Annotated in this window: 20 protein-coding genes and 1 tRNA gene; 15 read left to right on the top strand and 6 right to left on the bottom strand. The window is 69.4% G+C overall.

From position 1 onward, the window contains the following. Positions 1-8 precede the first annotated feature (8 nt). The gene (locus G524_RS0103710; RefSeq protein WP_245561279.1) at positions 9-650 is read right to left on the bottom strand and encodes a cupredoxin domain-containing protein; all 642 of its coding nucleotides are present in this window, start codon (positions 648-650) and stop codon (positions 9-11) included. Between the two features lie 84 nt (positions 651-734). On the opposite strand from G524_RS0103710, the gene G524_RS0103705 reads away from it, so the two are divergent. Together G524_RS0103705 and G524_RS0103700 are read left to right on the top strand one after the other, a co-directional pair. Beyond that, positions 735-1,763 (top strand): DUF3034 family protein, encoded by a 1,029-nt coding sequence (locus tag G524_RS0103705; protein ID WP_245561278.1) that lies wholly within the window; start codon positions 735-737, stop codon positions 1,761-1,763. A 23-nt stretch (positions 1,764-1,786) separates the two neighbouring features. Beyond that, positions 1,787-2,320, top strand: a complete 534-nt coding sequence (locus G524_RS0103700) for a group I truncated hemoglobin (RefSeq protein ID WP_084625034.1) — start codon at positions 1,787-1,789, stop codon at positions 2,318-2,320. Between the two features lie 51 nt (positions 2,321-2,371). Here the strand turns inward: G524_RS0103700 and G524_RS0103695 are convergent. Continuing rightward, positions 2,372-2,446: transfer RNA gene (locus tag G524_RS0103695), tRNA-Gly, on the bottom strand. A 243-nt stretch (positions 2,447-2,689) separates the two neighbouring features. Here G524_RS0103695 and G524_RS0103685 point away from each other — a divergent pair. The 9 genes from G524_RS0103685 to G524_RS17045 all read left to right on the top strand — a co-directional run bounded on the left by G524_RS0103685 (position 2,690) and on the right by G524_RS17045 (position 13,301). Next, positions 2,690-3,613, top strand: coding sequence for a tetratricopeptide repeat protein (locus G524_RS0103685; protein WP_027442500.1), 924 nt, complete (start codon positions 2,690-2,692; stop codon positions 3,611-3,613). Between the two features lie 10 nt (positions 3,614-3,623). Beyond that, entirely contained in the window at positions 3,624-4,235 is a 612-nt protein-coding gene (locus tag G524_RS0103680) for an LON peptidase substrate-binding domain-containing protein (protein ID WP_027442499.1), read from the top strand. Positions 4,236-4,417: 182 nt separating this feature from the next. After that, entirely contained in the window at positions 4,418-5,398 is a 981-nt protein-coding gene (locus tag G524_RS0103675; protein WP_027442498.1) for an NAD-dependent epimerase/dehydratase family protein, read from the top strand. Further along, positions 5,395-6,270 (top strand): sugar phosphate isomerase/epimerase family protein, encoded by an 876-nt coding sequence (locus G524_RS16245; RefSeq protein WP_051220881.1) that lies wholly within the window; start codon positions 5,395-5,397, stop codon positions 6,268-6,270. Before G524_RS0103675 ends, G524_RS16245 begins: the two co-directional genes overlap by 4 nt. After that, on the top strand, positions 6,263-7,264 hold the full coding sequence (locus G524_RS0103665; RefSeq protein ID WP_027442497.1) for a hypothetical protein: 1,002 nt from the start codon (positions 6,263-6,265) through the stop codon (positions 7,262-7,264). The genes G524_RS16245 and G524_RS0103665 overlap by 8 nt, the downstream gene beginning before the upstream one ends. Further along, the gene (locus G524_RS0103660) at positions 7,264-8,421 is read left to right on the top strand and encodes an NAD(P)/FAD-dependent oxidoreductase (protein ID WP_027442496.1); all 1,158 of its coding nucleotides are present in this window, start codon (positions 7,264-7,266) and stop codon (positions 8,419-8,421) included. Before G524_RS0103665 ends, G524_RS0103660 begins: the two co-directional genes overlap by 1 nt. Then, positions 8,414-10,537, top strand: coding sequence for a hypothetical protein (locus tag G524_RS0103655; RefSeq protein ID WP_027442495.1), 2,124 nt, complete (start codon positions 8,414-8,416; stop codon positions 10,535-10,537). Before G524_RS0103660 ends, G524_RS0103655 begins: the two co-directional genes overlap by 8 nt. Then, positions 10,534-10,935, top strand: a complete 402-nt coding sequence (locus G524_RS0103650) for a GtrA family protein (protein WP_027442494.1) — start codon at positions 10,534-10,536, stop codon at positions 10,933-10,935. The genes G524_RS0103655 and G524_RS0103650 overlap by 4 nt, the downstream gene beginning before the upstream one ends. Further along, positions 10,932-13,301, top strand: a complete 2,370-nt coding sequence (locus tag G524_RS17045; RefSeq protein WP_211219271.1) for a glycosyltransferase family 2 protein — start codon at positions 10,932-10,934, stop codon at positions 13,299-13,301. The genes G524_RS0103650 and G524_RS17045 overlap by 4 nt, the downstream gene beginning before the upstream one ends. Before the next feature lie 9 nt (positions 13,302-13,310). Here G524_RS17045 and G524_RS0103640 read toward each other — a convergent pair whose 3' ends face one another. The 4 genes from G524_RS0103640 to G524_RS14865 form a co-directional block, all read right to left on the bottom strand. Next, on the bottom strand, positions 13,311-14,747 hold the full coding sequence (locus G524_RS0103640) for a glutamate synthase subunit beta (RefSeq protein ID WP_027442493.1): 1,437 nt from the start codon (positions 14,745-14,747) through the stop codon (positions 13,311-13,313). Between the two features lie 24 nt (positions 14,748-14,771). Next, on the bottom strand, positions 14,772-19,412 hold the full coding sequence (gene gltB, locus G524_RS0103635; RefSeq protein WP_027442492.1) for a glutamate synthase large subunit: 4,641 nt from the start codon (positions 19,410-19,412) through the stop codon (positions 14,772-14,774). A gap of 256 nt (positions 19,413-19,668) precedes the next feature. Then, positions 19,669-20,547: a hypothetical protein gene (locus G524_RS0103630; RefSeq protein ID WP_027442491.1), complete on the bottom strand. Its 879-nt coding sequence runs from the start codon at positions 20,545-20,547 to the stop codon at positions 19,669-19,671. 44 nt (positions 20,548-20,591) lie between these two features. Beyond that, on the bottom strand, positions 20,592-21,854 hold the full coding sequence (locus G524_RS14865; protein ID WP_051220880.1) for a TIGR04063 family PEP-CTERM/XrtA system glycosyltransferase: 1,263 nt from the start codon (positions 21,852-21,854) through the stop codon (positions 20,592-20,594). A gap of 92 nt (positions 21,855-21,946) precedes the next feature. On the opposite strand from G524_RS14865, the gene G524_RS14860 reads away from it, so the two are divergent. The 4 genes from G524_RS14860 to G524_RS0103605 all read left to right on the top strand — a co-directional run bounded on the left by G524_RS14860 (position 21,947) and on the right by G524_RS0103605 (position 25,437). Further along, on the top strand, positions 21,947-22,189 hold the full coding sequence (locus G524_RS14860) for a hypothetical protein (protein ID WP_051220879.1): 243 nt from the start codon (positions 21,947-21,949) through the stop codon (positions 22,187-22,189). Continuing rightward, positions 22,189-23,571, top strand: a complete 1,383-nt coding sequence (locus tag G524_RS0103615; RefSeq protein ID WP_027442490.1) for a putative O-glycosylation ligase, exosortase A system-associated — start codon at positions 22,189-22,191, stop codon at positions 23,569-23,571. Before G524_RS14860 ends, G524_RS0103615 begins: the two co-directional genes overlap by 1 nt. A gap of 104 nt (positions 23,572-23,675) precedes the next feature. Then, positions 23,676-24,125: a MaoC family dehydratase gene (locus G524_RS0103610; protein ID WP_027442489.1), complete on the top strand. Its 450-nt coding sequence runs from the start codon at positions 23,676-23,678 to the stop codon at positions 24,123-24,125. A 130-nt stretch (positions 24,126-24,255) separates the two neighbouring features. Then, positions 24,256-25,437: an acetyl-CoA C-acyltransferase gene (locus G524_RS0103605; RefSeq protein WP_027442488.1), complete on the top strand. Its 1,182-nt coding sequence runs from the start codon at positions 24,256-24,258 to the stop codon at positions 25,435-25,437. Positions 25,438-25,515: the final 78 nt, after the last annotated feature.

Raw genomic sequence — 25,515 nt, 5'->3', positions numbered from 1 at the left:
GGCCTTCCTCACCGCAGGCTGACCTTGAGCCGCTCGGTCTGCGCCGCGCCGGAAATAGTGACGGCGGAGGTGATCTCATTGCCCGGCGCGCGCAGCTGCGGGTGCCACACCGTCAGCCGCGCCGCGCCCTGCGGCACGCCGGTCAGCGTGACGAAGCCGTTGTGATCGGTCTTGGCGGCAAAGGGCGTATCGGTGACGCGGATATAGCCGCGCATCTCGTCATGGATGTTGCAGCCGAGCTTGACGCTGCCCGCCACCGGGAAGGTATGGGTGCGGGTCTGGTCGCGCCCGTAAAGCTCGATCTCGAAGCGCGCCGCCTTGGAAAAGCTGTAGATCGAATGGCGCACATTATCGAGATTGGGAAAGGCCACGGTGCTGCCCCGGGCGACGATGAGGGTGCCGGGCAGGAACTGCCGATCCTTCTGCACCATGCCCATCTTCCAGGGAAAGCGGATCGGGCCGGCTGGCGCGCGCAGGCTGCGCAGCTCGACCACCGCATCGCGCACCGGCAGGCCCGCCGCATCCACCACCTGCACGCTCAGGCTCGCCGGTGCCGCAGCGCGCGCGGCAAGCCCGAGGCCCGCCGCAGCAACGAGCGAGGAGAGGGCAAGGGCAACAGGGCGCAAGAGCGAGAAAGGACGCGCAAGCATGGCGGCGCGCTAGCCCGTTTCTCTTAAGATTCCCTCGCCACAAGGTTTAGGCACCATTTACCAGATGCCCATAATGGGGCGGGCATGTCGATTATTGCCCCCTGCCTTGCCACGCTGTGCAGCCTTTTGGGCGATGCTGCATCCGCCGACCCGCAGATCGCCTACGAGCCGGTGATCGATGCCGCGCCGGTCGCCCCGCCGGTTGCCCCGCCCGCGCCGCCCGCGCCGCCCGCGCCCGCAGCGATGGAGCGCGCACTGGCCCCGCTTGCAGGTGCAAGCGCGCTTGGCGATGCGGGCTTGCGGCTCGGCCGGGCCGAGCTGTTCAAGGGCGGCAAGCTGCTGCTCACCAACGGGGTTGCCACCGCCGAAGGCTCCTCGGGCGGAGGGCTGGCGCGCTGGGCCACGATCGGCGGGCGGCAGATGCCCGGCGGGATCGGCGCCTCGCTCCATGCCACCGCAATCGAACTGGCCGATTATGGCTGGCGTTCCTATGGCGTGCTGGTGGGCGTGGGCGACCGGCTCGAGCTGTCCTATGCCCGTGCCGATTTCGACACCCGCAAGGTGGGCGTGCTGCTCGGGATTGGTGAGGGCTATGCCTTCAATCTCGATACCTTCGGGGCCAAGCTGCGCCTTGCCGGCGATCTCGTCTATGGCGCTGCGGCAATGCCGCAGATCGCCATCGGCATCGAGCACAAGCGCAGCCGCGATGGCGCGCTGGTGCGCGCGCTGGGCGCCGCCGCGGCGAGCGGCACCGATGTCACCCTCTCGGCCACCAAGCTGCTGCTCGGCCACAGCCTGCTTGCCAATGCCACGCTGCGCTACACCAAGGCGAACGAGCTCGGCCTGCTCGGCTTCGGCGCCGCCGGGGCGGGCCACGAGCTGCATCTTGAAGGCTCGCTGGCCTACCAGCTTTCGCGCCGCGCGGTGGTGGGGACGGAATACCGCTCCAAGCCCGACAATCTCGGCCTTAGCGAGGATGACTGGATCGATCTTTTCGCCGCCTATGCGCTCACCCGCCACCTCACCGTGACCGCGGCCTATGTCGATCTCGGCGCGATCGCGACCATTCCCGGCCAGCGCGGCGGCTTCCTCTCCGCGCAGGTTGCCTTCTGATCCCGCGCAAAGGAGCCATGCCAATGCTGCTTGTCACCTGCGCCGCCGCGCTGATGCTGCTGCAACAGGCCCCCGCCGAGGGCACCGACTGGGACGCCGAATTCGGCATCGCGGCAAAGGAACGCGATCCGCTGACGGGCGAGTTTCCGGTTGCGCCCTACGAACAGTCCAACGCCAATGCCGGCGCCGCCCCCTATGCCAGCGGGGCGCTGGTCGCGGCCTTCGGCGGGCGCGAGGGCATTGTCCGCATCGCCGCGCGCACGGTGGAACTGAGCGAAGCCGATCCGCGCATCGCCGCGATCTTCGCCAGCCATGACATGGTGCGGCTCAAGCGCACGCTGGGCGAGCAACTGTGCTACCTCATCGGCGCGGGCTGCGACTACACCGGGCGCGACATGCGCAGCGCCCACGCGGACATGGGGCTGACCAAGGCCGATCTCAACGCGCTGGTGGAAAACCTCCAGGCCGCGATGCGCGAGGCCGGCGTGCCCTTTGCCGCGCAGAACCGCCTGCTCGCCAAGCTCGCGCCGATGGCGCGCGAGGTGGTGACGCGCTGAGCGCCTCGCGCAAGAGGCCCTCGGGGCCAGCCCATATCGCGTTGGAAAATCTGGAGCGGGCGAAGGGATTCGAACCCTCGACCCCAACCTTGGCAAGGTTGTGCTCTACCCCTGAGCTACGCCCGCTCGCTGATCGCTCCGGCCGCGCGTCGAGCCGCGCATCTGCCGGAGAGGCGGCGCGATTAGCAGCGGCTCTGCCTGCCTGCAAGCGCAAATTTGCCCGTTCGTCAGGCTTGATCGCCAGCAGCGGCTCGGCCAAGCGCAAGGCCCTTCACATCGGCGCTGCCTGCCCCCACATTGCCCCTGCGCAGGGGCGCGGCGCCGGCATGGTGCGCGCGCGCGAAGCAAGGAGCAGACAACTTGGCCAGCATGGGTTTGAGCATCGATGAGCAAAAGGCGGTCGAACGCTTCCGCAAGGCAGTGGTCGAACCTTCGCAGACCAAGCTCGTCATCCTCGATTTCTGGGCCGAATGGTGCGCCCCGTGCAAGGCGCTCGCCCCGGTGCTCGAGAAAGTCTCCGCCGATTATGCCGCCAAGGGCGTGGTGCTGGCCAAGATCAATGTCGATGAGGAACAATTCATCGCCGCGCAGTTCCAGGTGCGCTCGATCCCCACGGTCTATGCCATCTTCCAGGGCCAGCCGATCGCCGATCTCACCAATGCCCGCAGCGAATCGCAGCTGAAGGCGATCCTCGACCAGCTGCTCGCGCAATTGCCCGTGGCAGGCGGCGAGGCCGGGGCGCCGGCCGGGCCTTCGCCCGCCGAAATCGCGCAATTCGTCAAGATGGGCGAAGATGCCCTTGCCGCGGGCGATGCGATGCGTGCGGGGAGCATCTTTGCCCAGATCACCGAATTTGCCCCCGACAATGCCGCCGCCCATGCCGGGCTGGTGCGCGCGCTGGTGCTCGAGGGCAGGATCGAGGAGGCGCGCGACGCCATGGCAGTGATCGAGGCCGATCCCAAGCTTGCCGCCGATCCCGCGGTTGCCCCGGCGCGCGCGGCGCTCGAACTGGCCGGCACCAAGGTTGACGAGGGCGAGCTTGCGTCCCTGCGCGCCGCCGCCAAGGCCGCGCCCGAGGACATGGCCGCGCAGTTCGCCTTTGCCGAGGCGGCCTTTGCCGCGGGCCTGCGCGACGAGGCGGCCGACACCCTGCTCGCCATGGTCGCGGCCGACCGCGACTGGAACGAGGGCGCGGCGCGCGCCAAGCTGCTCAAGATCTTCGAGGCCACCGGGCTCGAGGACGAATGGGTCAAGGGGGTGCGGCGGCGGCTGTCGCGCATCCTGTTCGGGTGAGCCTGGCTGCGTGACGAGGCGGCTTTCGATCTTCCCGCTCACCGGCGCGGTGCTGTTTCCCGGGATGCAGCTGCCGCTCCACATCTTCGAGCCGCGTTACCGCGCGCTGGTGGGCGATGCCCTCATCCGCGATCGCCAGATCGCGATGATCCAGCCGCAGCGCCCGTATGAGGGCGCGCCGCTCTACCGGGTCGGCTGCGTCGGGCGGATCGGCGAGGTGCAGGCGCTCGACGATGGGCGCTACAACCTCATTCTCGAGGGCGTGGCCCGCTTCCGCCTGGTGCGCGAGCTGGAGGTGACCACCGCCTTCCGCCAGATCGAGGCGGAGATCTATGACGAGGACGAGAGCGAGACCCTTTCCCACGCCGAGCGCGGCGGGTTCGAGCGCGCGGCGCGGCGCTTTGCCGATGCCCAGGGCTACAGCGTCGATTGGGATTCGGTCGCCCGCCTCGATGACCGCGCGCTCATCAACGGGGTCTCACAGATCGCCCCCTTCGATCCGGCAAGCAAGCAGGCGCTGCTCGAGGCCGAAACCCTCTCCGAGCGCTGCGAGCTGTTGGTGCAATTGATGCAGTTCTACGGCCGCCACGACGGCAGCGAGGATATCGTCACGCTGCAATAGCGCGGCCCTCTGCGCCCGCTCCTTCGTGCCCTCGCGGGCTGGTTAACCTTATCTCCAGCAATGTTAATTATGCCGCGCCTGTGCGCGGCGCGTGGCCTGCCCCGGCCTCGCCGCACGCCCCACCCCGTCTGCGCCGCCCCTCATCTCCGGCGCAGCCAGCGCGACAAAGGCACGAGCAGGCAATGACACCAGGCCTTGACGAGCAGGCGCCCGATGGGCTGATCGGCCACACCGGCTTTGTCGGCGCCGCGCTCGCGCGGCAGGCGGGTTTTGCGCGCTGCTTCAACCGCGCCAATATCGCCAGCATCGCGGGCGAGAGCTTCGGCACGCTGGTCTGCGCCGCCGCGCCGGGATCGATGCTCACGGCCAACCGCGCGCCTGACGAGGACCTGGCACAGATCGAAGCGCTGATCGCTTGGCTCGAACAGGTGCGCGCCCAGCGCTTCGTGCTGATCTCGACCATCGCGGTGCTCGCCGATTTTGCCGGGGGGGATGACGAGGGCACCAGCGCCTTCCAGCAAAGCCTCGCCTATGGCCGCCACCGGCGAATGCTCGAGGCCTTCATCGAGCGCCGCTTTGCCCGCCACCTCATCATCCGCCTGCCCGCGCTGTTCGGGCCGGGCCTCGTCAAGAACTTCGTCTTTGACCTCATGAACCCGGTGCCGAGCCTGATCGGGGCCGAACGCCTCGGCGATCTTTCTGCCCGGCTCAGCCCCCCGCTCGCCGCGCTGCTGGCGCGGCTCTATGCCCCCGATCCGCTCACCGGGATGCTGCGGCTCGATCGGGCGGTGCTCAACGCCGATCCGCGCCGCCGTGCGCTCGAGGAGGCGCTCGAAGCGCTGGGAGCAAGCGCCACCTTCTTCCACCACCCCGCCACCACCTACCAATATTATCCGGTGATGCGGCTGTGGCAGGATATTGCCATCGCGCTTGCAGCCGGGCTCACCCATCTCCACCTCGCGCCCGAACCGCTCAGCGCCGCGGCGATCCATCAGCGCCTGCTGGGCCGGCCCATGCCGCAGACGGGCGCGCGGCTCCACCGCGAGGACATGCGCACTCGCCATGCCGGCCTGTGGGGGGCCGAGGGGCCCTACCAGTTCGGCGCTGATGCCACGCTCGATCGCCTCGCCGCCTTCTTTGCCGGTGAAAGGGTGCCGGCATGAGGCTCGCCATGTCCAACATCGCCTGGCTGCCCGCGGAGCGCCTTGCGGCCTATGAATGCCTCGCCGCGGCGGGGCTTACCGGCCTGGAGATCGCCCCGGGGCTGTTCTTCCACGCCGCCGAGGATCCCTTCCGGCCCGATTCTCAGAGCGCACGCACCGCACTTGCCGAGATCGCCGCGGCGGGGCTTACGCTCGTTTCGATGCAATCGCTGCTGTTCGGCGTCGCCGGGGCAAGCCTGTTCGGCCCGCCCAAGGCGCGCGCCGCCTTCAAGGCCGGGATGATCCGCGCCATCGAGCTTGCCGAGCGCTTTGCCATTCCCAATCTCGTGTTCGGCGCGCCCACCCAGCGCCGCGTGCCCGAGGGGCTTGCGCCCGATGCCGCGCTGGGTGAGGCCGCGGCCCTGTTCGCCGATCTGGGCGCGCGCGCCGCGGCGGCTGGCACCCGCCTTGCGATCGAGGCCAACCCGGCGGCCTATGGCACCAATTTCCTCACCAGCCTGGCCGAGGCAGAGGCCTTCGTGGCGCTGGTCGATCACCCGGCAGTCACGCTCAACCTCGATCTCGGGGAGCTGCACATGAACGGCAGCTTTGCTGCGCTGCCCGGGCGTCTGCCAAGGCTCGCCGCGCGCCTCGGCCACGTCCATGTCAGCGAGCCCGAGCTTGCCCCGGCCCCGGCCGATGCGGCGGCGCTGGCAGAGGTGCTGCGCGGCCTTGGCGCGGCGGGCTATGGCGCGGCGGTCTCGATCGAGATGAGGCGACCCCAAGGCGGCCTTGCCGAGGTGGGCCGCATGGCCGAACGCCTCGCCGCCGCGGCACGCGCCGCCGCCGTGCCCATCCCCACCCCCCTTGCGCCGGAGCACCGCGATGCGTGAGCCTGATCTTGGCCAGTTCCGCCCACGGCGCGAGGACGTGCTCGTCTCGGTCTGCCTTGCCGAGCTTTCCCCCGGCGCGGAAACCTTCGCCAAGCTGCGCGCGCTGGCCGCGCGGCTCGATGCCGCCTTCCGCTTCCGCGAGATCGTGCTGGTGGTCGATGAGACCGACCACGCCGCCTTCCTCCCGATCATCGCCGAGCTTGCCAATCTGCGCCTGTTCGTGGTGCGGCGCGGCACCGAATATTACCAGCGCCGGGTGATCGCCGCCGAGGAGGCGATCGGCGATCTCGTGGTGATCGGCCATCTCGACGAGCTGGCCCGCCTCGATCTCATCGCCTTTCTTGACCTTGCCGAGCGCGAGAATGCCGTGGCCATGGCCTTCCGCCCGGCGCGCCGACCGATCAAGCGCCTGCTCGCCTGGCCCTTCATCGCGCTGGGCAAGCTTGCCGGGTTCCATGTCGATCCCAGCGATTTCCAGTCGCTGGCGGTGCCGCGCACCGCGCTCAACCTGCTGCTCGCGCACGAGGAGCCGCGCCTGGCGCTGCGCTTTCCCCCGCGCGATCCGCGCATCGCGGTCGAATGGCTGCGCACGGGTGAGAACGTGGAAAGCCGCAATGCCTTTATCGGCCTTGCGCGCCGGGCGCAGCTGTTCCAGACCCTGCTCGTCCACCTCACGCCGACGGTGCTGAGCCTCGTCTCGCTCACCTCGGCGCTGCTCGCGGCGCTCGGCCTTGCCTATGGCGCCTATGTCGGCGTGGTCGCGCTGGTGAAGGAGGCGCTCGCCCCCGGCTGGCTCACCACCAATGCGATGCTGGCGGCAAGCGCGGCCTTCATGGGCTTTTCCACCCTCGGGCTGAGCCTCGGCCTTCAATATCTGCTGCGCCAGCAGGCCCGCAGCCGCGCCGCCCCCGCGCCCGAGGAGGTCAACCAGGTCGATCTCTACGCCCAGGTCGCCTTCGATCTCAATGTCGCGCAGGATCGGGGCGCCGGCTGATGGCACGCGCGCGCGCCACCAGCTTCGATCACCTGGTGATCGGCGGCGGCTTTTACGGCTGCTGCCTGGCGCTCTATCTGCGCGCGCTGGGGCACAAGGTGGTGCTGGTCGAGGCCGAGCCGGCGCTGATGCAGCGCGCCTCGCGGGTCAACCAGGCGCGGGTGCACACCGGCTTTCACTATCCCCGCTCGGCCCCCACCGCGGTCAAGTCGATGCTGCTCCACCGCCGCTTCCTTGCCGATTTTCCCGAGGCCATCTGCGATGATTTCCAGATGCTCTATGCCATCGCCCGGCGCCGCTCGAAGGTCACGGCCAAGAAGTTCTATCGCATGTTCCGCGATATGGGCGCGCCGATCGCGCCGGCCGAGCCGAGCCAGCGGGCGCTGTTCGATCCCGAATTGGTCGAGGAGGTCTTTGCCTGCCGCGAGGTTGCCTTCGATCACCGCGTGCTCGCCCTGAGGCTTGGCGCCAGGCTCGATGCCGCCGGGGTGGAGCTGCGCCTCGGCAGTGCGGTGGTGGCGCTGGCCGAGCGCGCCGATGGCATCATCGCCGCCCTTGCCGATGGCAGCGAGATCAGCGCGCGCCGGGCCTTCAACACCACCTATGCCCAGGTCAACACCCTGCTCGCCCGCGCCGGCCTGCCCGAGGCCCGGCTCAAGCACGAGATCGCCGAACTGGCGCTGATCACCCCGCCGCCCGCGCTCGCGCGCGTGGGGGTGACGGTGATGGACGGGCCGTTCTTCTCGGCCATGCCCTATCCCGCCGCTTCGCTCCATTCCTTCACCCACGTGCGCTACACCCCGCATGAAAGCTGGGCCGACAATCCGCGCGCGCGCGATCCCTATCGCCATTTTGCCGAGGCCCCGCGCGAGAGCCGCTTTGCCTTCATGCAGCGCGATGCACAGCGCTATCTGCCCTGCCTTGCCGAGGCACGCCACGAAGGCTCGCTCTACGAGATCAAGACCGTGCTGATCCGCAACGAGGGCGATGATGGCCGCCCGATCCTGTTCCACCAGGAACCGCCGGGCAGCCGGGTGATCTCGATCCTCGGCGGCAAGATCGACAATGTCTATGATCTCATCGAGGCGCTGCGCCTGGCCGCGCCCGAATTTGCCGGGCTTGATGCCGGCTGGCTGAGCGGGCGCATCAATGCCTGACAGCCAGCACACCTTGCCCGCGCGCCGGGGCGTGCCGTGGGGCGTGGCGGGCCTGCTTGGCCTTGTCGCGCTCGCCGCGGCGCTGATCGGGCTGCGCGCACTTGCGCTCATCCACGGCCACAGCCTCAATTCGATCGACGGGGCGCTGCAGACCTGGTTTGCGCTCGATCACTTTGCCCGCGGCGAGGCGCTGGGCAGCGCCTTCCAGTCCTATCTCGGGATCACCATGGTCCTGGCGCTGGTGCCGCTCTACCTTGCCTTCGGCAAGACCCTGCTGGCCTCAAGCCTCGCCGCGCAGATCGCGGTGGTGGCATCAGCGATGGCGAGCGCCTGGGCGATCATCTGGCTGCTGCGCCCGGTGCCGCCGCCCATGCGCGCGCCTGCGGCGATCATAGCCGTGTTCCTGTTCTTCGGCCTTGGCCCGCTGGCCGCGGCTGCGCTGGGGCTGGCCTATCCGCTCAGCCTCGATCCCGGGGTCTCGCTGCGCCCCTGGCGCGGGGCGCTGCCCTTCCTCGTGCTGCCGGTGCTGGTGTGGAGCCTGGGCCAGGCGCTGCCCCCGGGCGCGACCGCGGCGCGGGCCGCGTGTGCCGGGCTGGGGCTGGGGCTGGCCGCGGGGGCGGGGCTGTTGTGGTCGAATGATGCCGGGATCCCGCTGGTCCTCGCGCTGGCGGCGGCGCTGGTGCTGGCGCTGCACCGCTACCCGCCGCGTCTTGCCGCGATGCTCGCCGGCCTTGCGCTCGGCACGGTTGCGGCCGCGGCGGCGATCCTCCTTGCCGTCACCCACGGCGCCCCGGCGGGCTGGCTTGGCTACAATTTCCGCGACGTGGCGGGCGATCAGTTCTGGTTCTTCGGCCCGTGGCAGCGCAGCGCCCGCATCCTTGGTCCGGCCGATCTTGCCCATCTTATCCAGAGCGCCGATCCCCTGGGGAGCGCGGGCCTGGTGCTGCTCGCCGCCGCGGGGCTGATCGCGGCGCTGCGGCGGCTTGAGGGGCGCGGGGCGCCGCTGCGCACCAGCGCCTTTGCCTTCCTTGCCGCGGCGCTCACCGGCACCGCGCTCATCCCCCAGATCGGCGGGCACGTGGGGGCAGAATACAACGCCATCACCTTCATGCTCGGGGCGGCGGCGCCGGCGATCCTGTGGCAGGGCTGGCTGTGGCGCCAGGCAAAGCCGCTGCTGCGCCGCGGCGCCTGGGCGCTCAGGCCCGGCGCGCTCGCCGCGCTTGCCGCGCTCGCTGCGCTCGGCCTTGTTGCGGGCGAGGCGCTGCGGCTTCAGCCCCTCCTTGCCACGGCAGAGCGCAGTGTCCACGCCGCCGCGCTCGGCTTTCGCGTCACCCCCGCCTATGCCGCGGACCTTGCCGCCATGGCCCGGCTCGGCAAGGCGCTCGGCGCGCAAGGGGTGGCGGCAGACCGGCTCCTGCTTTCGGCCTATATGTCACCGCTCGATATCGCCGCGGGCGCGCGCAGCCCCACCCCCTACGGCGCGCTGATCCACGCGCTGGGAGAGAAAAACCGTGCGGGCGTGGCGGCGCTGCTGGCGCGGCGCGAGGTGGCCGCTGTCACAACGATCGCGCCCGATTACAGCGGCTGGGCAGGCTGGCTGATGCGCGCGCAGGCGCCGATCTTTGCCGAGCTTTACCGCCACTACCGCCCGATCGCGCGGGGCGATCAGCAGGTGCTGTGGGTGCCCCGCGCCGCGCCCGGCCCCGCCCCGGCGCCCGCCTCCTGCCGGGTGACACCGCTGGGGCACAGCCGCCTTGCCCTTGCGATCAGCGCCCCGGCAGGGGGCCTTGCGGTCATCACCCTCACCCGCGCGCCGCCCTTTGCCCAAGGGCGCGGCGGCTTTCTGGTGGTGCGCGAGCAATCGCCCGAAACCGCCGCCCCGCCGGGCGATCCCTGGGCCGATTTTCCCCGCTATGGCATCGCCAACGCGCCGCGCGCGCGGCTGCTCGCCCCGCTCGCGGCGGGCCGGCCCACCCGGCTCACCCTCACGGTGCTGAACGGGCGCGCGATCGGCACCGCCACCTGCACCGCCGCGATCCTCCCCGCACCCGATCTGGCCCACCTGCCGGGCCTGTCCGAGGGGATTGGCCGCTACCTTGTGGAGGCCCGGCCATGAGCGCCTTCCTGCGCTTCTTCGCGGTGACGCTCGTGGGGCTGGCGCTTGACCTTGCCCTCGCGCTCGCGCTCCACCGGCTGGCGGGCGCGCCGCTGTGGCTGGCGGCGAGCGCGGGCTTTGTCGTGGCGGCCGGGGCCAATTACGTGCTCCACCAGCGCTGGAGCTTCGGCCATGCGCACAGCCGCCTTTCGGCCCGGCGCGCCGGGGCCTATCTCGCGGCCAGCCTGCTCACGCTGGCCGTGCGGGCGGGGATCGTGGCGCTGCTCGCGCGGCTCACCGGCGGGGGCGCGGCGCTGGCCATCCTCATCGCCGGGGCGGGCGGCTCCTTTGCGGTCAATTACGCGCTCAGCCGCTGGGTGGTCTTTGCCCCCCGCCCGGCGGGAAGGGAGGCGGCATGAACGCGCCCGCCCCCCCGCCGCGCCCCGGCGCCGACCGGGAGGTACCCGCGCATACGATCGCGCTCCACGGGGCGCGGCGCTGGCCCCATGCGCTGGTAATCCCGGTGATCAACGAGGGCGAACGCATCCGCGCCCAGCTCCAGCGCATCAAGGCGGCCGATCTGCCGGTCGATGTCATCATCGCCGATGGCGGCTCGCGCGACGGCTCGCTCGATCCCGATTTCCTGCGCCGTCAGGGCGTGCGCGCGGTGCTGACCAAGACCGGGCCGGGGCGCCTCTCGGCGCAGCTGCGCATGGCCTATGCCTGGTGCCTCAGCGAGGGCTATGCCGGGATCGTCACCATCGATGGCAATGGCAAGGACGGGATCGAGGCGATTGCCACCATGGTCGCACGGCTCGAGGAGGGCTATGACTATGTCCAGGGCTCGCGCTATCTGCCCGGCGGGCTGGCCGAGAACACCCCGCTCGAGCGCACGCTGGCCAACCGCCTGATCCACGCCCCGCTGCTCAGCCTTGCCGCGCGGCGCTGGTTCACCGACACCACCAACGGCTTTCGCGCCTATTCGGCGCGCTACCTCACCCACCCGCTCGTGCAGCCCTTCCGCGCGGTGTTTTCCGATTACAGCCTGCTGTTCTATCTCACCGTGCGCGCCGGGCAGCTGGGCCTCAAGGTGTGCGAGGTGCCGGTAGCGCGGCGCTATCCCCCAAGCGGCAAGGTGCCGACCAAGATCGGCGGGCTTGGCGCCAAGCTCGCGTTGCTCAAGGAAGCGCTCATCGCCGCGAGCGGCGGCTACACCCCTCACAGCCCGGCCCCGGCCCGCAGCGGGTGGCTCGCGCCCATCCTCATCACCCTGCTGGTGCTCGCGCCGCTACTCATCAGCATGATCGCGCACCCCCCCTATTCGCCCGATTCCTGGGCGCTTTACGAATTGGCGCAGAGCATCTTTGGCGATTTCTACCGCTTCACCCACTGGCGCAGCTATGCGAACAGCGCGCCCTATTCGGCCGCCTTCCCGCCGCTCACCCCGGTGCTGATCGCGCTTGGCGATGCGGCCTTCGGCAGCGGCGCGCGCACCGGGCTTTATCTTGCCTTTGCCGCCTTTGCCGGCTTTGCGCTCACTTCAGAGGCGATCGGCAGGCGGGTGACGGGGGCGCCGTGGCTCGGCCTGGCCGCGGCGGGCGTGCTGCTCATTGGCCCCAACATGATCATTGCCGAACTCGGCGCCGGGCGCACCATCCCGCTGCAATTGCTGCTCTATGGGCTGATCGTGCTGGGGCTGCTGCGCGGCGTGGGCGGCTCGCTTAAGGGCGCGCTGGGCCTTGGGCTGCTCGCAGGCCTTGCCGCGCTCAACCGTTTTGATGGCGCGCCCGTGCCCCTACTGGTGGCCGGCGCGGTGCTGTGGCAGTCGCGCCGGGCGGGGCTCGCGCTGGCGGCGCTGGCGGCCGGGCTTGCCGCGGCAAGCCCGTGGATCGCCTATTCGCTCACCACCTTCGGCACCCCCTTTGCCAGCGACAATGCCGCCGCGGCGCGCGCGCTCGATCCGCGCGCCTATGTCACCGATTGGTGGCCCGCCCCGCCGCCGAGCCTGGCCGACGATCCGCTCGCCTGGGCGGGGCGCGTGGCGGGCAATCTCATCGGCCTTGTGCGCCTTGGCGCGGGGCTTGCCGCGAGTCCGCTGGGGCTGGGCGCGGCTGCCCTCATCGCCGCGCCGCTCGGGCTGGCCTGGCTCGCCGCCGGGCAGGTGCGCGCGGAGGCAGGCAAGGACGCGCGCAAGGGTCTCGTGGTGCTCGGCGCCACTTGCGTCGCGCTCGGCCTGCTGCTCGCCCCGCAGGTCGCCACCGGCTATCTCGAGCCGCGTTACTTGAGCGCGCTGGCCTGGGCGCTGCTGCTCACCATCGCCTGCTGGGGCATTGTGCGCGGCGCCACGGCGCACCAGCGCGCGCTGGTCGCCCGGCTGGCGGCAAGCATGGCGGGGGTGGCGGTGGTGCTGGTGCTGGCGGCGCGGATCGGCGCGGCAGGGGTGCCCGACTGGCGCGCCTGGCCGCGCTTTGCCGCCCCGGTCGAGGTGCGTGTGCTCGAGGCCTGCCTGGCCGAGACGCCGGGGGCGCGGGTGCTGGTGCTGGGCGATGACGATCTTGCCGCGCGCGCCGGGGCGCTGGGCGGCCTTGCGGCGATGATGGAGCCGCGCAACATGGCCGATGGCCGGCTTGGCCCGGCGGGGAGCCGCGCCTTCCTCGATGCCTTCACGGTCGATTACGTGCTCATCGCCGATCCGGCGCGGCGCGCCTTTGCGCTGGCCACCTTTCCGCTGAGGCGACAGGAGGCCTGCCCGCTCGCGCTCTACCGGGTGGAACGCGCGGGCTGAACGCCCGGCTCAGCGCGGCAGGCTGGTGGTGCCCATCAGCGCCTCATCGACGCTGCGCGCGCATTGCCGCCCCTCGCGGATCGCCCAGACCACGAGGCTCTGCCCGCGCCGCATGTCGCCGCAGGCAAACACGCCCGGCACGCTGGTGGCATAGCTGTCGGTATCGGCAGCGACATTGCCGCGCTCGGTGAGGCTGACCCCGGCCTGTTCAAGCAGCCCGGCCTTGCGCGGCCCGACAAAGCCCATCGCGAGCAGGATGAGATCGGCAGGGATGGTGAAGGTGGTGCCTTCGATCTCGCGCATCTGCCCGCCCTGCCATTCGACCCGGACGCATTCGAGGCCGGTCACGGTTTCGCCATCGCCGAGCACGCGCTTGGCCAGCACCGCCCAGTCGCGCTCCACCCCTTCCTGGTGGCTGGTCGAGGTGCGCAGCTTCATCGGCCAATCGGGCCAGGTCAGCGCCTTGTCCTCCTTTTCGGGGGGCTTGGGCATGATCTCGAGCTGGGTGACGCTGATCGCCCCCTGGCGGTTGGCGGTGCCGACACAGTCGCTGCCCGTGTCCCCACCGCCGATCACCACCACCCGCTTGCCGGTGGCCAGCAGGCTGCCGCGCGGCGCGGCGCGCAGCTCGTCATCCCCGGCCACCCGCTTGTTCTGCTGGGTCAGAAACTCCATGGCGAGCCGCACCCCCGGCATTTCCGCGCCGGGAATGGTGAGCTGGCGCGCCTCCTCGGCCCCGCCGGCCAGCACCACGGCATCGAAGTTCTCGCGCAGCGACTGGAAGGAGATATCCACCCCCACCTCCTTCGAGGTCTTGAAGGTCACCCCCTCGGCTTCCATCTGCACGCAGCGCCGGTTGATGAGGTGCTTTTCCATCTTGAAGTCGGGGATGCCATAGCGCAGCAGCCCGCCCACGCGGTCGGCCTTCTCGAACACCGTGACCGAATGGCCCGCGCGCGCCAGCTGCTGGGCGCAGGCGAGGCCAGCCGGGCCGGAGCCGACGATCGCCACCTGCTTGCCGGTCTTGCGCGCGGGCAGCTTGGGGGCGATCCAGCCCTCCTTCCACCCGCGATCGACGATTGCACATTCGATCGACTTGATGGTCACCGGCTGGTCGATGATGTTGAGCGTGCAGCTTGCCTCGCACGGCGCCGGACAGACGCGCCCGGTGAACTCGGGGAAATTGTTGGTGGAGTGGAGCATCTCCAGCGCCCGCCGCCAGTCCGCCTCATAGACGAGGTGGTTCCAGTCGGGGATGAGGTTGTTCACCGGGCAGCCATTGTGGCAATAGGGAATGCCGCAATTCATGCAGCGCGAGGCCTGCCCCTGCAGCGTCGCATCATCCGGCTGGATGACGAATTCGCGGTAATTCTTCACCCGCTCCTTGGGATCGAGATAGTCGCGCTCGCGCCGCTCCAGCTCGAGAAATCCGGTTTCCTTGCCCATTGCTCTGGTCTCGTTCCTCAAACCCTATTCCGCCGCCACGCTTTCGGCCTCGCGCCTTTCGGCCTCGAGCTTCCTGAGCGCGGCGGCATAGTCGCGCGGCATCACCTTGACGAAGCAGCGCAGCGCCGCGTCCCAATCGGCCAGCAGTTCGCGCGCGCGCGCCGAGCCGGTGTGCAAAAGGTGCCGCTCCACCAGGATGCGCAGCCGCTCGGCATCGTGGCGCAGCATGTCGCCCATGCCGAAATCATGCACATTGCGCGGGCGCTGGCTCGGCCGGCCGGTGCCCTCGTCGGCATCGGGCGTGGGCGAAATCGGCACCAGATCGACCTGGGCATGATTGACCAGATCGCCAAAGACCCTTTGCGGATCATAGACATAGGCGACCCCGCCGCTCATCCCGGCGGCAAAGTTGCGCCCGGTCTTGCCCAGCACCACCACCACACCGCCGGTCATATATTCGCAGCCATGATCCCCCGTGCCCTCGACCACCGCGATCGCGCCCGAATTGCGCACCGCAAAGCGCTCCCCGGCAACGCCGTTGAAATAGGCCTCGCCCGCGATCGCGCCATAGAGCACGGTGTTGCCGACGATGATGTTCTCATGCGCCGCGCGCGCCGCCTCGGGCGGCTGGCGCACGATGATCCGCCCGCCCGATAGCCCCTTGCCGACATAATCATTGGCATCGCCGACAAGATCGATCGTCACCCCATGGGCGAGCCACGCGCCAAGGCTCTGCCCGGCCACGCCCTTGAGGTTGATGCGGATGGTGTCGGTGGGCAGGCCCTCGTGGCCATAGCGCCGCGCCACCTCGCCCGAAAGCATCGCGCCCACCGTGCGGTTGACGTTGCGCACCTCGTATTCCAGCTGCACCGGCTGGCGGTGTTCGAGCGCGGGCTGGCAATCGGCGATGATGCGGTTGTCGAGCGCGCCTTCCAAACCGTGGTTCTGCGTCGTGGTCTGGCGCAGCGCCGCCCCGGGCTTCAGCGGCACCTGGTGGAGCAGGCGTGAAAGATCCACCCCGCGCGCCTTCCAGTGCCGCTCCATCCGCCGGGTGTCGAGCCGATCGACCCGGCCGATCATCTCCTCGACCTTGCGGAAGCCCATCTCGGCCATGATCTGGCGCAGCTCCTCGGCGACGAAGAAGAAGTAGTTGATGACGTGCTCGGGCTGGCCGGTGAAGCGCGCGCGCAGCACCGGGTCCTGCGTTGCCACCCCCACCGGGCAGGTGTTGAGGTGGCACTTCCTCATCATGATGCACCCGGCAGCAATCAAGGGTGCCGTCGCAAAGCCGAACTCGTCCGCGCCAAGCAGCGCGCCGATGGCCACATCGCGGCCCGTGCGCAGGCCCCCATCGACCTGCACCGCGATGCGATCGCGCAGATCGTTGAGCAGCAGGGTCTGCTGGGTTTCGGCAAGACCGATCTCCCAGGGGCTGCCGGCATGGGTGAGCGAGGTGAGCGGCGATGCGCCCGTGCCTCCATCGTAGCCTGCGATGGTGACATGATCGGCGCGCGCCTTGGACACGCCCGCCGCCACCGTGCCGACCCCGACTTCGGAGACCAGCTTGACCGAAATACGCGCCGCCGGGTTGACGTTCTTGAGGTCGTGGATCAGCTGCGCCAGGTCCTCGATCGAATAGATGTCGTGGTGCGGCGGCGGGCTGATGAGGCCCACGCCCGGGGTGGAATGGCGCACCGCGCCGATCCGCTTGTCAACCTTGTGCCCGGGCAGCTGCCCGCCCTCGCCGGGCTTTGCCCCTTGCGCCATCTTGATCTGGATATCATCGGCATTGACGAGATATTCAGTCGTCACCCCGAAGCGGCCGGATGCCACCTGCTTGATCCGGCTGCGCATCGAATCGCCGTTGGGCAGGGGCTTGAAGCGGAACGGCTCCTCCCCGCCCTCGCCGGTGTTGGAACGCCCGCCGATGCGGTTCATCGCGATCGCCAGGGTCGAATGGGCCTCGTGGCTGATCGAGCCGAAGCTCATCGCCCCCGTGGAGAAGCGCTTGACGATCTCGCTGGCCGGTTCGACCTCCTCGAGCGGGATCGGCTGATCGGCCTTCTTGAACTCGAGCAGCCCGCGGATGGTGAGCAGCCTTTCGGACTGTTCGTTGATGCTGCGGGCAAACTCGGCATAGTCGGCTGGATTGTTGCCGCGCACCGCGTGCTGGAGCCTGGAGACGCTCTGCGGCGTCCAGGCGTGATCCTCGCCGCGCAGGCGGTATTGGTAAATCCCGCCGACATCGAGCATCCCGTCATAAAGCGGGTTGTTGCCATAGGCCTGGGCGTGGCGGCGCAGCGCCTCCTCGGCCACCTCGGCAAGGCCGATGCCCTCGATGGTGGTGGCGGTGCCGGTGAAATATTTCTCGACGAAGGCGGAGGAAAGCCCCACCGCATCGAAGATCTGCGCCCCGCAATAGGACTGGTAGGTCGAAATGCCCATCTTGGACATGACCTTGCGGATGCCCTTGCCCACCGCCTTGATGAAGTTCTGCTGCACCTTCTCGGGCGTCAGCTCGGGGTGGCGCACGGCGCGCAGCGCCTCGATCGTCTCGAAGGCAAGGTAGGGGTTGATCGCTTCCGCGCCATAGCCGGCGAGCACGCAGAAGTGGTGCACCTCGCGCGCCTCGCCGGTCTCGACCACGAGGCCGGTCTGCATCCTCAGGCCCTGGCGCACCAGGTGATGATGCACCGCCGCGGTGGCGAGCAGCGCCGGCATCGGCACCCGCGCCTCGCTCTGGGCGCGGTCGGACAGGATCAGGATGTTGTGATCCTGGAGCACCGCCTCGGTCGCGGCCCAGCACATTTCCTTCAAGGCCTGCTCCAGCCCGGCAGCACCGCTCGCCGCATCCCAGGTGATGTCGATGGTGGCGCAGCGGAAGGCGCCATCGAGCGCCTCCTCGACCGAGCGGATCTTGGCCAGATCGGCATTGGTGAGGATCGGCTGATCGACCTCGAGCCGCTTGTGGGTGCCGCCATCACGGCCGAGCAGATTGGGGCGCGGGCCGATCATGCTGGTGAGGCTCATCACCAGCTCCTCGCGGATCGGATCGATCGGCGGGTTGGTCACCTGCGCGAAGTTCTGCTTGAAATAGTCATAGAGCAGCCGCGCACGGTTGGAGAGCACCGCGATCGGCGTGTCGGTGCCCATCGAGCCGACCGGATCGTCAGCCTCGAGTGCCATCGGCTCGAGGAAGCGCGCAATGTCTTCCTGGGTGTAGCCGAAGGCCTGCTGGCGCTGGAGCAGGGTGGTCGCCTCCTCCGGGATCGCCGCCAGTTCGGGGACGATATCGGTGATGTCCTCGAGCTTGTACTGCGCCTGGGCCAGCCACTTGGCATAGGGCTGGGCATTGGCGAGTTCGGCCTTCAATTCATCGTCCTCGATGATGCGGCCCTGCTCGAGATCGATGAGCAGCATCTTGCCCGGCTGCAGCCGCCACTTGCGCACGATGTCTTCCTCGGCAAAGGGCAAAACGCCGCTTTCCGAGGCGAGGCAGACGATATCGTCCTTGGTCACGCAATAGCGCGCCGGGCGCAGCCCGTTGCGATCGAGCGTGGCGCCGATCTGGCGCCCGTCGGTGAAGCACACCGCCGCCGGCCCGTCCCACGGCTCCATCAGCGCGGCGTGATATTCGTAGAAGGCGCGCCGGGCCGGGTCCATCAGGCTGTTGCCGCTCCACGCCTCGGGGATCAGCATCATCATCGCATGGGCGAGGCTGTATCCGCCCGCCACCAACAGCTCGAGCGCATTGTCGAGGCAGGCGGTGTCGGACTGGCCGTGCGGGATGATCGGCCACATCTTGTCAAGATCCGGCCCCAGCAGCTCGCTTTCCATGGTGCGGCGGCGCGCGTTCATCCAGTTGACGTTGCCGCGCACGGTGTTGATCTCGCCATTATGGGCGATGAAGCGGAACGGATGCGCCAGCCGCCAGCTGGGGAAGGTGTTGGTGGAAAAGCGCTGGTGCACAAGGCCAAGCGCCGAAACGCAATCGGGATTGCGCAAGTCGTCATAGAAGCTGCCCACCTGGGTGGCGAGCAGCAGCCCCTTGTAAACCAGCGTGCGCGAGGAGAAGCTGGGCAGATAGGTCTCGGTCAGCTGCGCAAGGCCATGGCGCTCGGCCAGCTGGGCGAGAGGGTTTTGCAGCTGCTTGCGGATGACGAGGAGCTTGCGCTCGAAGGCGTCCTGATCAGCGCAGTTTTCCCCCCGCGCCACGATCGCCATCTTGATCACCGGCATCGAGGCAAGCACGGCCGCGCCCAGCCCGTCCAGAGTGGTGGGCACATCGCGCCAGCCGATGAAGCGCTGGCCCTCCTTGGCGGTGAGCGCCTCCATCCGCTCCATCACGAAGGCGCGCGCGGCCTCGTCCTGCGGCAGGAAGCACATCGCCACGGCATAATCGCCGGGGGCGGGCAGATCGTGGCCCTGTTCCAGCGCCCAGGCGCGAATCAGCGGATCGGGAATCTGGATCAGGATCCCCGCGCCATCGCCCAGTAGCGGATCGGCGCCCACCGCGCCGCGGTGATCGAGCTTCTCGAGAATCTCGAGCGCCTGGGTGATGATGGCGTGGCTTTTCTCCCCCTTGATATGCGCGACCATGCCGACGCCGCAGGCGTCATGTTCGTGGGCGGGGTCATAAAGACCCTGGGAGATGGGGTAACCCATGGCAAGAATCCGATCTGTCTGATGCCGACAGGCGCGCTTCGGGCATTGGCAGGCCGGAGGGGCGCTTGGCGGCGGGCTTTTCACGGACACGGCTGCCCCTGGCGTCAGCCCCGCCCGATGGCGGCCCTCATGCCGACAGCAAAGCGGTTTGGCAATGGGGTTGCGTGAAGTATTATTTCTCGAAGACCTATTCAGGCTATCATTAGATTGCGCCTGATACACCAGAGCGCCGGTTTGGTTGCAGCTTTTGCGCCGCTCAGGCCGCCCCGCGCAGGTGCTGGAGCCGCGCCAGCGCCGCGCGCAGCGGCTCGGCGTCACCTGCGCCCGCGGCGTCCTCGCCCCCCAGCGCGGCGAGCGCCTTGAGCGCCTCGGCCAGCGCGGCCTGGCGCGCGGCAAGGTCTTCGCTCGTGAGCGCGGTGCCAGCCTCGGCGCGGCGGTGTTCGTGGATCGCCCCGGCCAGCCGCTCGACCATCTCGGCAAGGCTGAGCTCGCTCAGCGGCACGGCGCGCAGCCGGGCGAGCGCGGCAGCGCCGGGATCGGGAATCGCCGGGCCGCGGCGCAGCGGCGCCACCGGCGCGGCGGGCGCATCCACGGGCGCGGGTTCCGGGGCAGGTTCGGGGGCATGCTGAGACGCGGGTTCAGGCGCCACCGGTTCGGGCGCCACCGGTTCGGGCGCCGCGGGCTCTTCCACCCACACCGCATTGCGCCCGGGAAGCGCGGCAAAGCCGGCCAGATCAAGCTCCTGCGGCGCGCAATGGGGTTCTGCGGCGGGCGGATCGGGGGTGAAGGCCTCGTCAAGGCTGGCAAGTCCAAGATCGCGCGCCGGATCGATCGGGCCACAATCTTCGGGAGCCTGAGCCTCCACGGTGCGCCCCCCGGCGCGGACGCGGCGCGAAAGCGCTGCGGCAAGCGCGCCGAGCAGGCCGGCGAGCAGGGCCGCAGCGATGAGCGCGGCGAGCGGCTGCACCCAGGGGGCAAGCGCGGCAGGCGCGAAGGGGGCCAGGTGGGTGGCGACAAGGCTGGCCGGCAGCACCATCACCGCAAGGCCGCCGAGCAGCGCGCCCCACACCCCGATCGCCGCGGCGAACAGGCGGTGCGCGATGAGCGCGCGCCAGCCGGCGCGCTTGCGCCCCACGTCTTGTGCCGCTTGCCTGCCCCGTCTCATCCGCCTGTCCTGATCTATCCTGCCGTGGCCAGCGCCAGCGCGGTGCCTTGCGCCATCCCGGCCGCATCCCGGCCTAGCAGGTGATGGTAAACAGCCAGATAATCGCGCGCATTGCTGGCCCAGTCGTGGCAGCGCCGGACATGGGCCTGCGCCCGGTCGCGCAGCGCCTCCCATTCTTCGCGGCGATCGAGCAGGCGCGCGAGCGCCGCGGCGCAGGCGGCCGGATCGTCGGGGGCGAACAGCGTTCCGGTTTCGCCATCGCGGATGAGCTCGCGGTGCCCGCCCACGTTCGAGGCGGCAACGAGGCGGCGCTGGGCCATGGCCTCGAGCGGCTTTAGCGGCGTGACGAGATCGGTGAGGCGCTGGGCCTTCCTCGGATAGGCGAGCACGTCGATGAGCGAATAATAGCGTTCGACCTCGCCATGCGGCACGCGCCCGGCGAAGATCACTGCATCCGGCTCGCTCAGAGCGGCGGCGGCGGCGCGCCAGGCCGCGTCCATCGGCCCTGCCCCCACCAGCAGCAACCGCGCCGCCGGGTGGCGCGCGCGCAGCAGCGGCATGGCGGCGATGAGATCGTCCACCCCCTCATAGGCATAGAAGCTGCCGATATAGCCGATCACCGGCGCGCCCGGCGCCAGCCCCAGCCGCGCGGCCAGCGCCTCATCGCGCGGCGCCGGCGCGCCGAACAGCCCCAGATCCACCCCATTGGGCATGATGTGGATGCGTCCTGGCGCAATCCCGCGCGCCGCCAGATCGTCCTTCAATCCGTGGCAGATCGCAAACAGCGCATCGGCGCTGCGTGCCACCCGGGTCTCGAGCGCGCGGGTGAGGCGGTATTTGAGGCTGCCCTCGCTGCCCGAAAGGTTGCCGACCGCGGCATCCTCCCAGAAGGCGCGGATCTCATAGACGAAGGGCACCCCCAGCGCGCGGGCCGCACGATGCGCCGCCGCGCCGCACAGCGCCGGGGAATGGGCGTGGATGATCTCGGGCCGCCACGCTTCGGCGAGCGCCAAGATCGCCGCGGTCAGCGCCTCGATCTCATCGAGTTCGCGCATGGGAGAAAGGCCCGCCGGCGTGCCCGGCGTGCGGTGGAAGGTGAGGCCATCGGCCTCATCGCACGCGGCCCTGGCCGAGGCTTCAAGGTTGTGCCGTTGCCCGGTGATCCCCCGCACCTCAAGCCCCAGGGCCTGCTGCGCCTTCAGGATCGCGCGGGTGCGGAAGGTATAGCCCGAATGGAGCGGGAGCGAATGGTCAAGCACATGGAGCACGCGGGTCATGGCCGCGGGGCATAGCGCGGGCGTGCTTAACGCGGCGTCAACCGCCACCGGGGTAGGAACGGCGCACCGCCGCGGCCCGGAGCCACCACGAGATGATCGACAAGTTTGCGCTGCTGCTTGGCCATGGCCTGATGGCGCTGGCCTTCCTGCGGCTGCTGCTGCGCGACGGGCTCGATGCCGATCCGCTCATCAGCGCGATCGAGGCCGAGACCGAAACCAACCGCGCCGCGCGCAGCGCCGCAGGCCGCAGCGCCGCGCGCCGCGCCCGCGCGGCCGGGGATGCGGCCGAGGCCCAGGCCGGGATGGGCGCGCGCCAAGCGCCGCGGGCACCCTGATGCTCGATCTTTTCTTCCTCGCCTTCATCGCCTGTGTGCTGGTGCTCGGGCTCAAGCGCCCGTTCCTGTGGGTGCTGCTCTATGTCTATATCGACATCCTCGCGCCCCAGCGCATCGGCTATGGCATCATCACCTCGATCCCGGTCTCGCTGATCGCCTTTGCCGCGGCCTTTGGCGGCTGGCTCGTGCTCGACCGCAAGACGGGCGCGCGCTTCACCTTGCGCCAGGGGCTGCTGCTCGCGCTGCTCATCTGGTGCTTCTGGACCACCGGCAGGGCCGATTTTCCCGAGGAAGCGGCAACCAAGTGGGACTGGGTGTGGAAGGCGCTGCTGTTTGCGATCTTCCTGCCGCTCACGCTCACCACCCGGGCGCGGATCGAGGGGCTGGCGCTCGTCCTGACCCTTTCGGTCGCCACCATCGTGATCGGCGCGGGGATGAAGACGGTGCTGGGCGGCGGCGGCTATGCCAACCTCCATTTCTTCGTCAACGACAATTCGGGCATCTATGAAAGCTCGACACTCGCCACGGTGGCGATCGGGCTCATCCCGCTGATCTGGTGGTTTGCCCGCCACGGCACGATCTTTCGCCCGCACTGGCTGGTGAGCCTGTTTGCCGCGGCGCTCACCTTTGCCTGCCTGCTCATCCCGATCGGCACCGAGGCGCGCACCGGCCTGTTGTGCATCGCCGCGCTCGGCCTCTTGATGCTGCGCTACACCAGGCGGCGGCTGCTGTTCATCCTCGGCGCCGGGGCGCTGGGGCTGGCGGCGCTGCCCTTCCTGCCGCAGAGCTACTATGAGCGCATGGCCACCATCCTTTCGCCCTCGGGCGATGAAAGCGCCTCGACCAGGGTGGCGGTGTGGCGCTGGACGCTCGATTATGTCGCCGAAAAGCCGTTTGGTGGGGGCTTTGATGCCTATCGCTCCAACCGCTTCACCTATGTCATGCCGGTCAAGACGGTCGATGGCAACACCACCACGATCGAATACCGCGAGGTCGAGGACAAGGCCCGCGCCTTCCACTCCTCGGTGTTCGAGGTGCTGGGCGAACAGGGCTGGCCCGGCCTTGCCATCTGGGTTTTGCTCCATCTTCTCGGCCTGTGGCAGATGGAGCGCATCCAGCGCCGCTGGCGCCGCCGCAGCGACGAGGCCGAGCGCTGGATCGCGCCCTTTGCCGCGGCGCTGCAGATGGGCGCGCTCATCTATCTCGTCGGGGCGCTGTTCCAGGGGATCGCCTATCAGCCGGTGATGCTGATGCTGGTGGGGCTGCAGATCGGCCTTCATACCTATTGCGCGCGGATCGATTCGGCCCGGGCCAATCTTGCCCGCAGCAGCCGCAAGCCGGCCACCCCCGCCCCGGCGCTCGGCGGTGCCGTAGCGGCATAGGCCGCTCGGTTGCGCTCCCCCCGTTGTTGCGCCATGAGATCGCCCACGAACCGGGCCGCGGGCGCCCCTGCCCGCCGCGCACAAGCCAAGGAGGAGGAGGAGCGATGAACCCGCAGGAACTGGCCGCCAAGGTGGGCGAGCATATCGGCACCAGCCAATGGGTGGAGATGAGCCAGGAGCGCATCAACAAGTTCGCCGATGCCACCGGCGATCACCAGTTCATCCACGTCAACGAGGAACTGGCCAAGATGACCCCCTTCGGCGGGACCATCGCCCATGGCTTTCTCACCTTGTCGATGATCCCCTATCTTGCCGCCAATTCCGACATGCCGCGCATCGACGGGATCAAGATGGGCGTCAACTATGGCGGCAACAAGACCCGCTTCATCGCCCCGGTGCGTGCGGGCAAGCGCATCCGCGGCCACTGGAAGCTGCTCGAGATGATCGAGAAGCGCCCCGGCCAGTGGCAGCAGACCGCCGAGATCACCATCGAGATCGAGGGCGAGGACAAGCCCGCGCTGATCTGCGAGTGGATCACGCAATATTTCGTCTGATCGCCGCTGCAATTGCCGCGCGCTGAAGCGCGCATGAAGGGTGGAAAGGCGCGCCAGCCTCTCCACCCGCCCCCCCACCCCGCCCCCTTGCCTCTCGGGCAGAGGGGCCTTGATCTGAGGATACCCCACCATGGCTCGTGACGCTGTTATCGTCTCCACCGCCCGCACCCCGATCGGGCGCGCCTACAAGGGCGCCTTCAATGCCACGCTCGGCCCGACGCTGGGCGCGCTCAGCCTTGCCCCGGCGATCGCGCGCGCCGGGATCGAGCCGGGCGAAATCGACGATGTGGTGTGGGGCTGCGTGCTCACCCAGGGCACCCAGGCCGGAAATATCGGCCGGCAGGTGGCGCTGCGCGCCGGCTGCCCGGTGACAGTCGCCGCCCAGACCATCGACCGCCAGTGCTCAAGCGGCCTGATGGCGATTGCCACCGCGGCCAAGCAGATCATCACCGACCAGATGGATATCGTCGTGGGCGGCGGGCAGGATTCGATCAGCCTGGTGCAGACCGCAGAAATGCGCGTGATGCCCGATCCCTCGCTGATCGCGATGCACAAGGACATCTACATGCCGATGCTCGGCACCGCCGAAGTGGTGGCCAAGCGCTACGGCATCACCCGCGAGGCGCAGGACGAATATGCCCTGCAATCGCAGCAGCGCACCGCCGCGGCCCAGGCCGCCGGCAAGTTCGATGACGAGATCGTGCCGGTCACCACCACCATGAAGGTGAAGGACAAGGCCACTGGCGAAGTCAGCGATGTCGAGGTGACGCTCACCAAGGACGAGGGCAACCGCCCCGACACCACCCTTGAAGGCCTGGCCGCGCTCCAGCCGGTGATGGGGCCGGGGATGAACATCACCGCCGGCAATGCCTCGCAGCTTTCCGATGGCTCCTCGGCCGCGGTGCTGATGGAAGCCAAGCTCGCCGAGAAGAAGGGCCTTGCCCCGCTCGGCCGCTATGTCGGCATGGCGGTGGCCGGCACCGAGCCCGATGAAATGGGCATCGGCCCGGTGTTTGCGATCCCCAAGCTGCTCAAGGCCCATGGGCTTGCCATGGACGATATCGGCCTGTGGGAACTCAACGAGGCCTTCGCGGTGCAGGTGCTCTATTGCCGCGACACGCTCGGCATCCCCAACGACATCCTCAACGTCAACGGCGGCTCGATCTCGATCGGCCATCCCTATGGGATGACGGGGGCGCGCTGCGTCGGCCACGCGCTGATCGAGGGCAAGCGCCGCGGGGCGAAATATGTCGTCGTCACCATGTGCGTGGGCGGCGGCATGGGCGCAGCCGGGCTGTTCGAGGTGTTCTAGGCCGGGGCCGCAGGCGCCCACGCCCCTCACCGCGTCAAGGGGCGCTGGCGCGTGCCGGCGCTGGGGCAAAATGGCGTA

Source organism: Erythrobacter cryptus DSM 12079 (assembly GCF_000422985.1).
In the GTDB taxonomy this organism is placed as follows: domain Bacteria; phylum Pseudomonadota; class Alphaproteobacteria; order Sphingomonadales; family Sphingomonadaceae; genus Erythrobacter; species Erythrobacter cryptus.
Note: the sequence above shows the minus strand (reverse complement) of the source record. Positions and strands in the feature narration are given on the sequence as shown.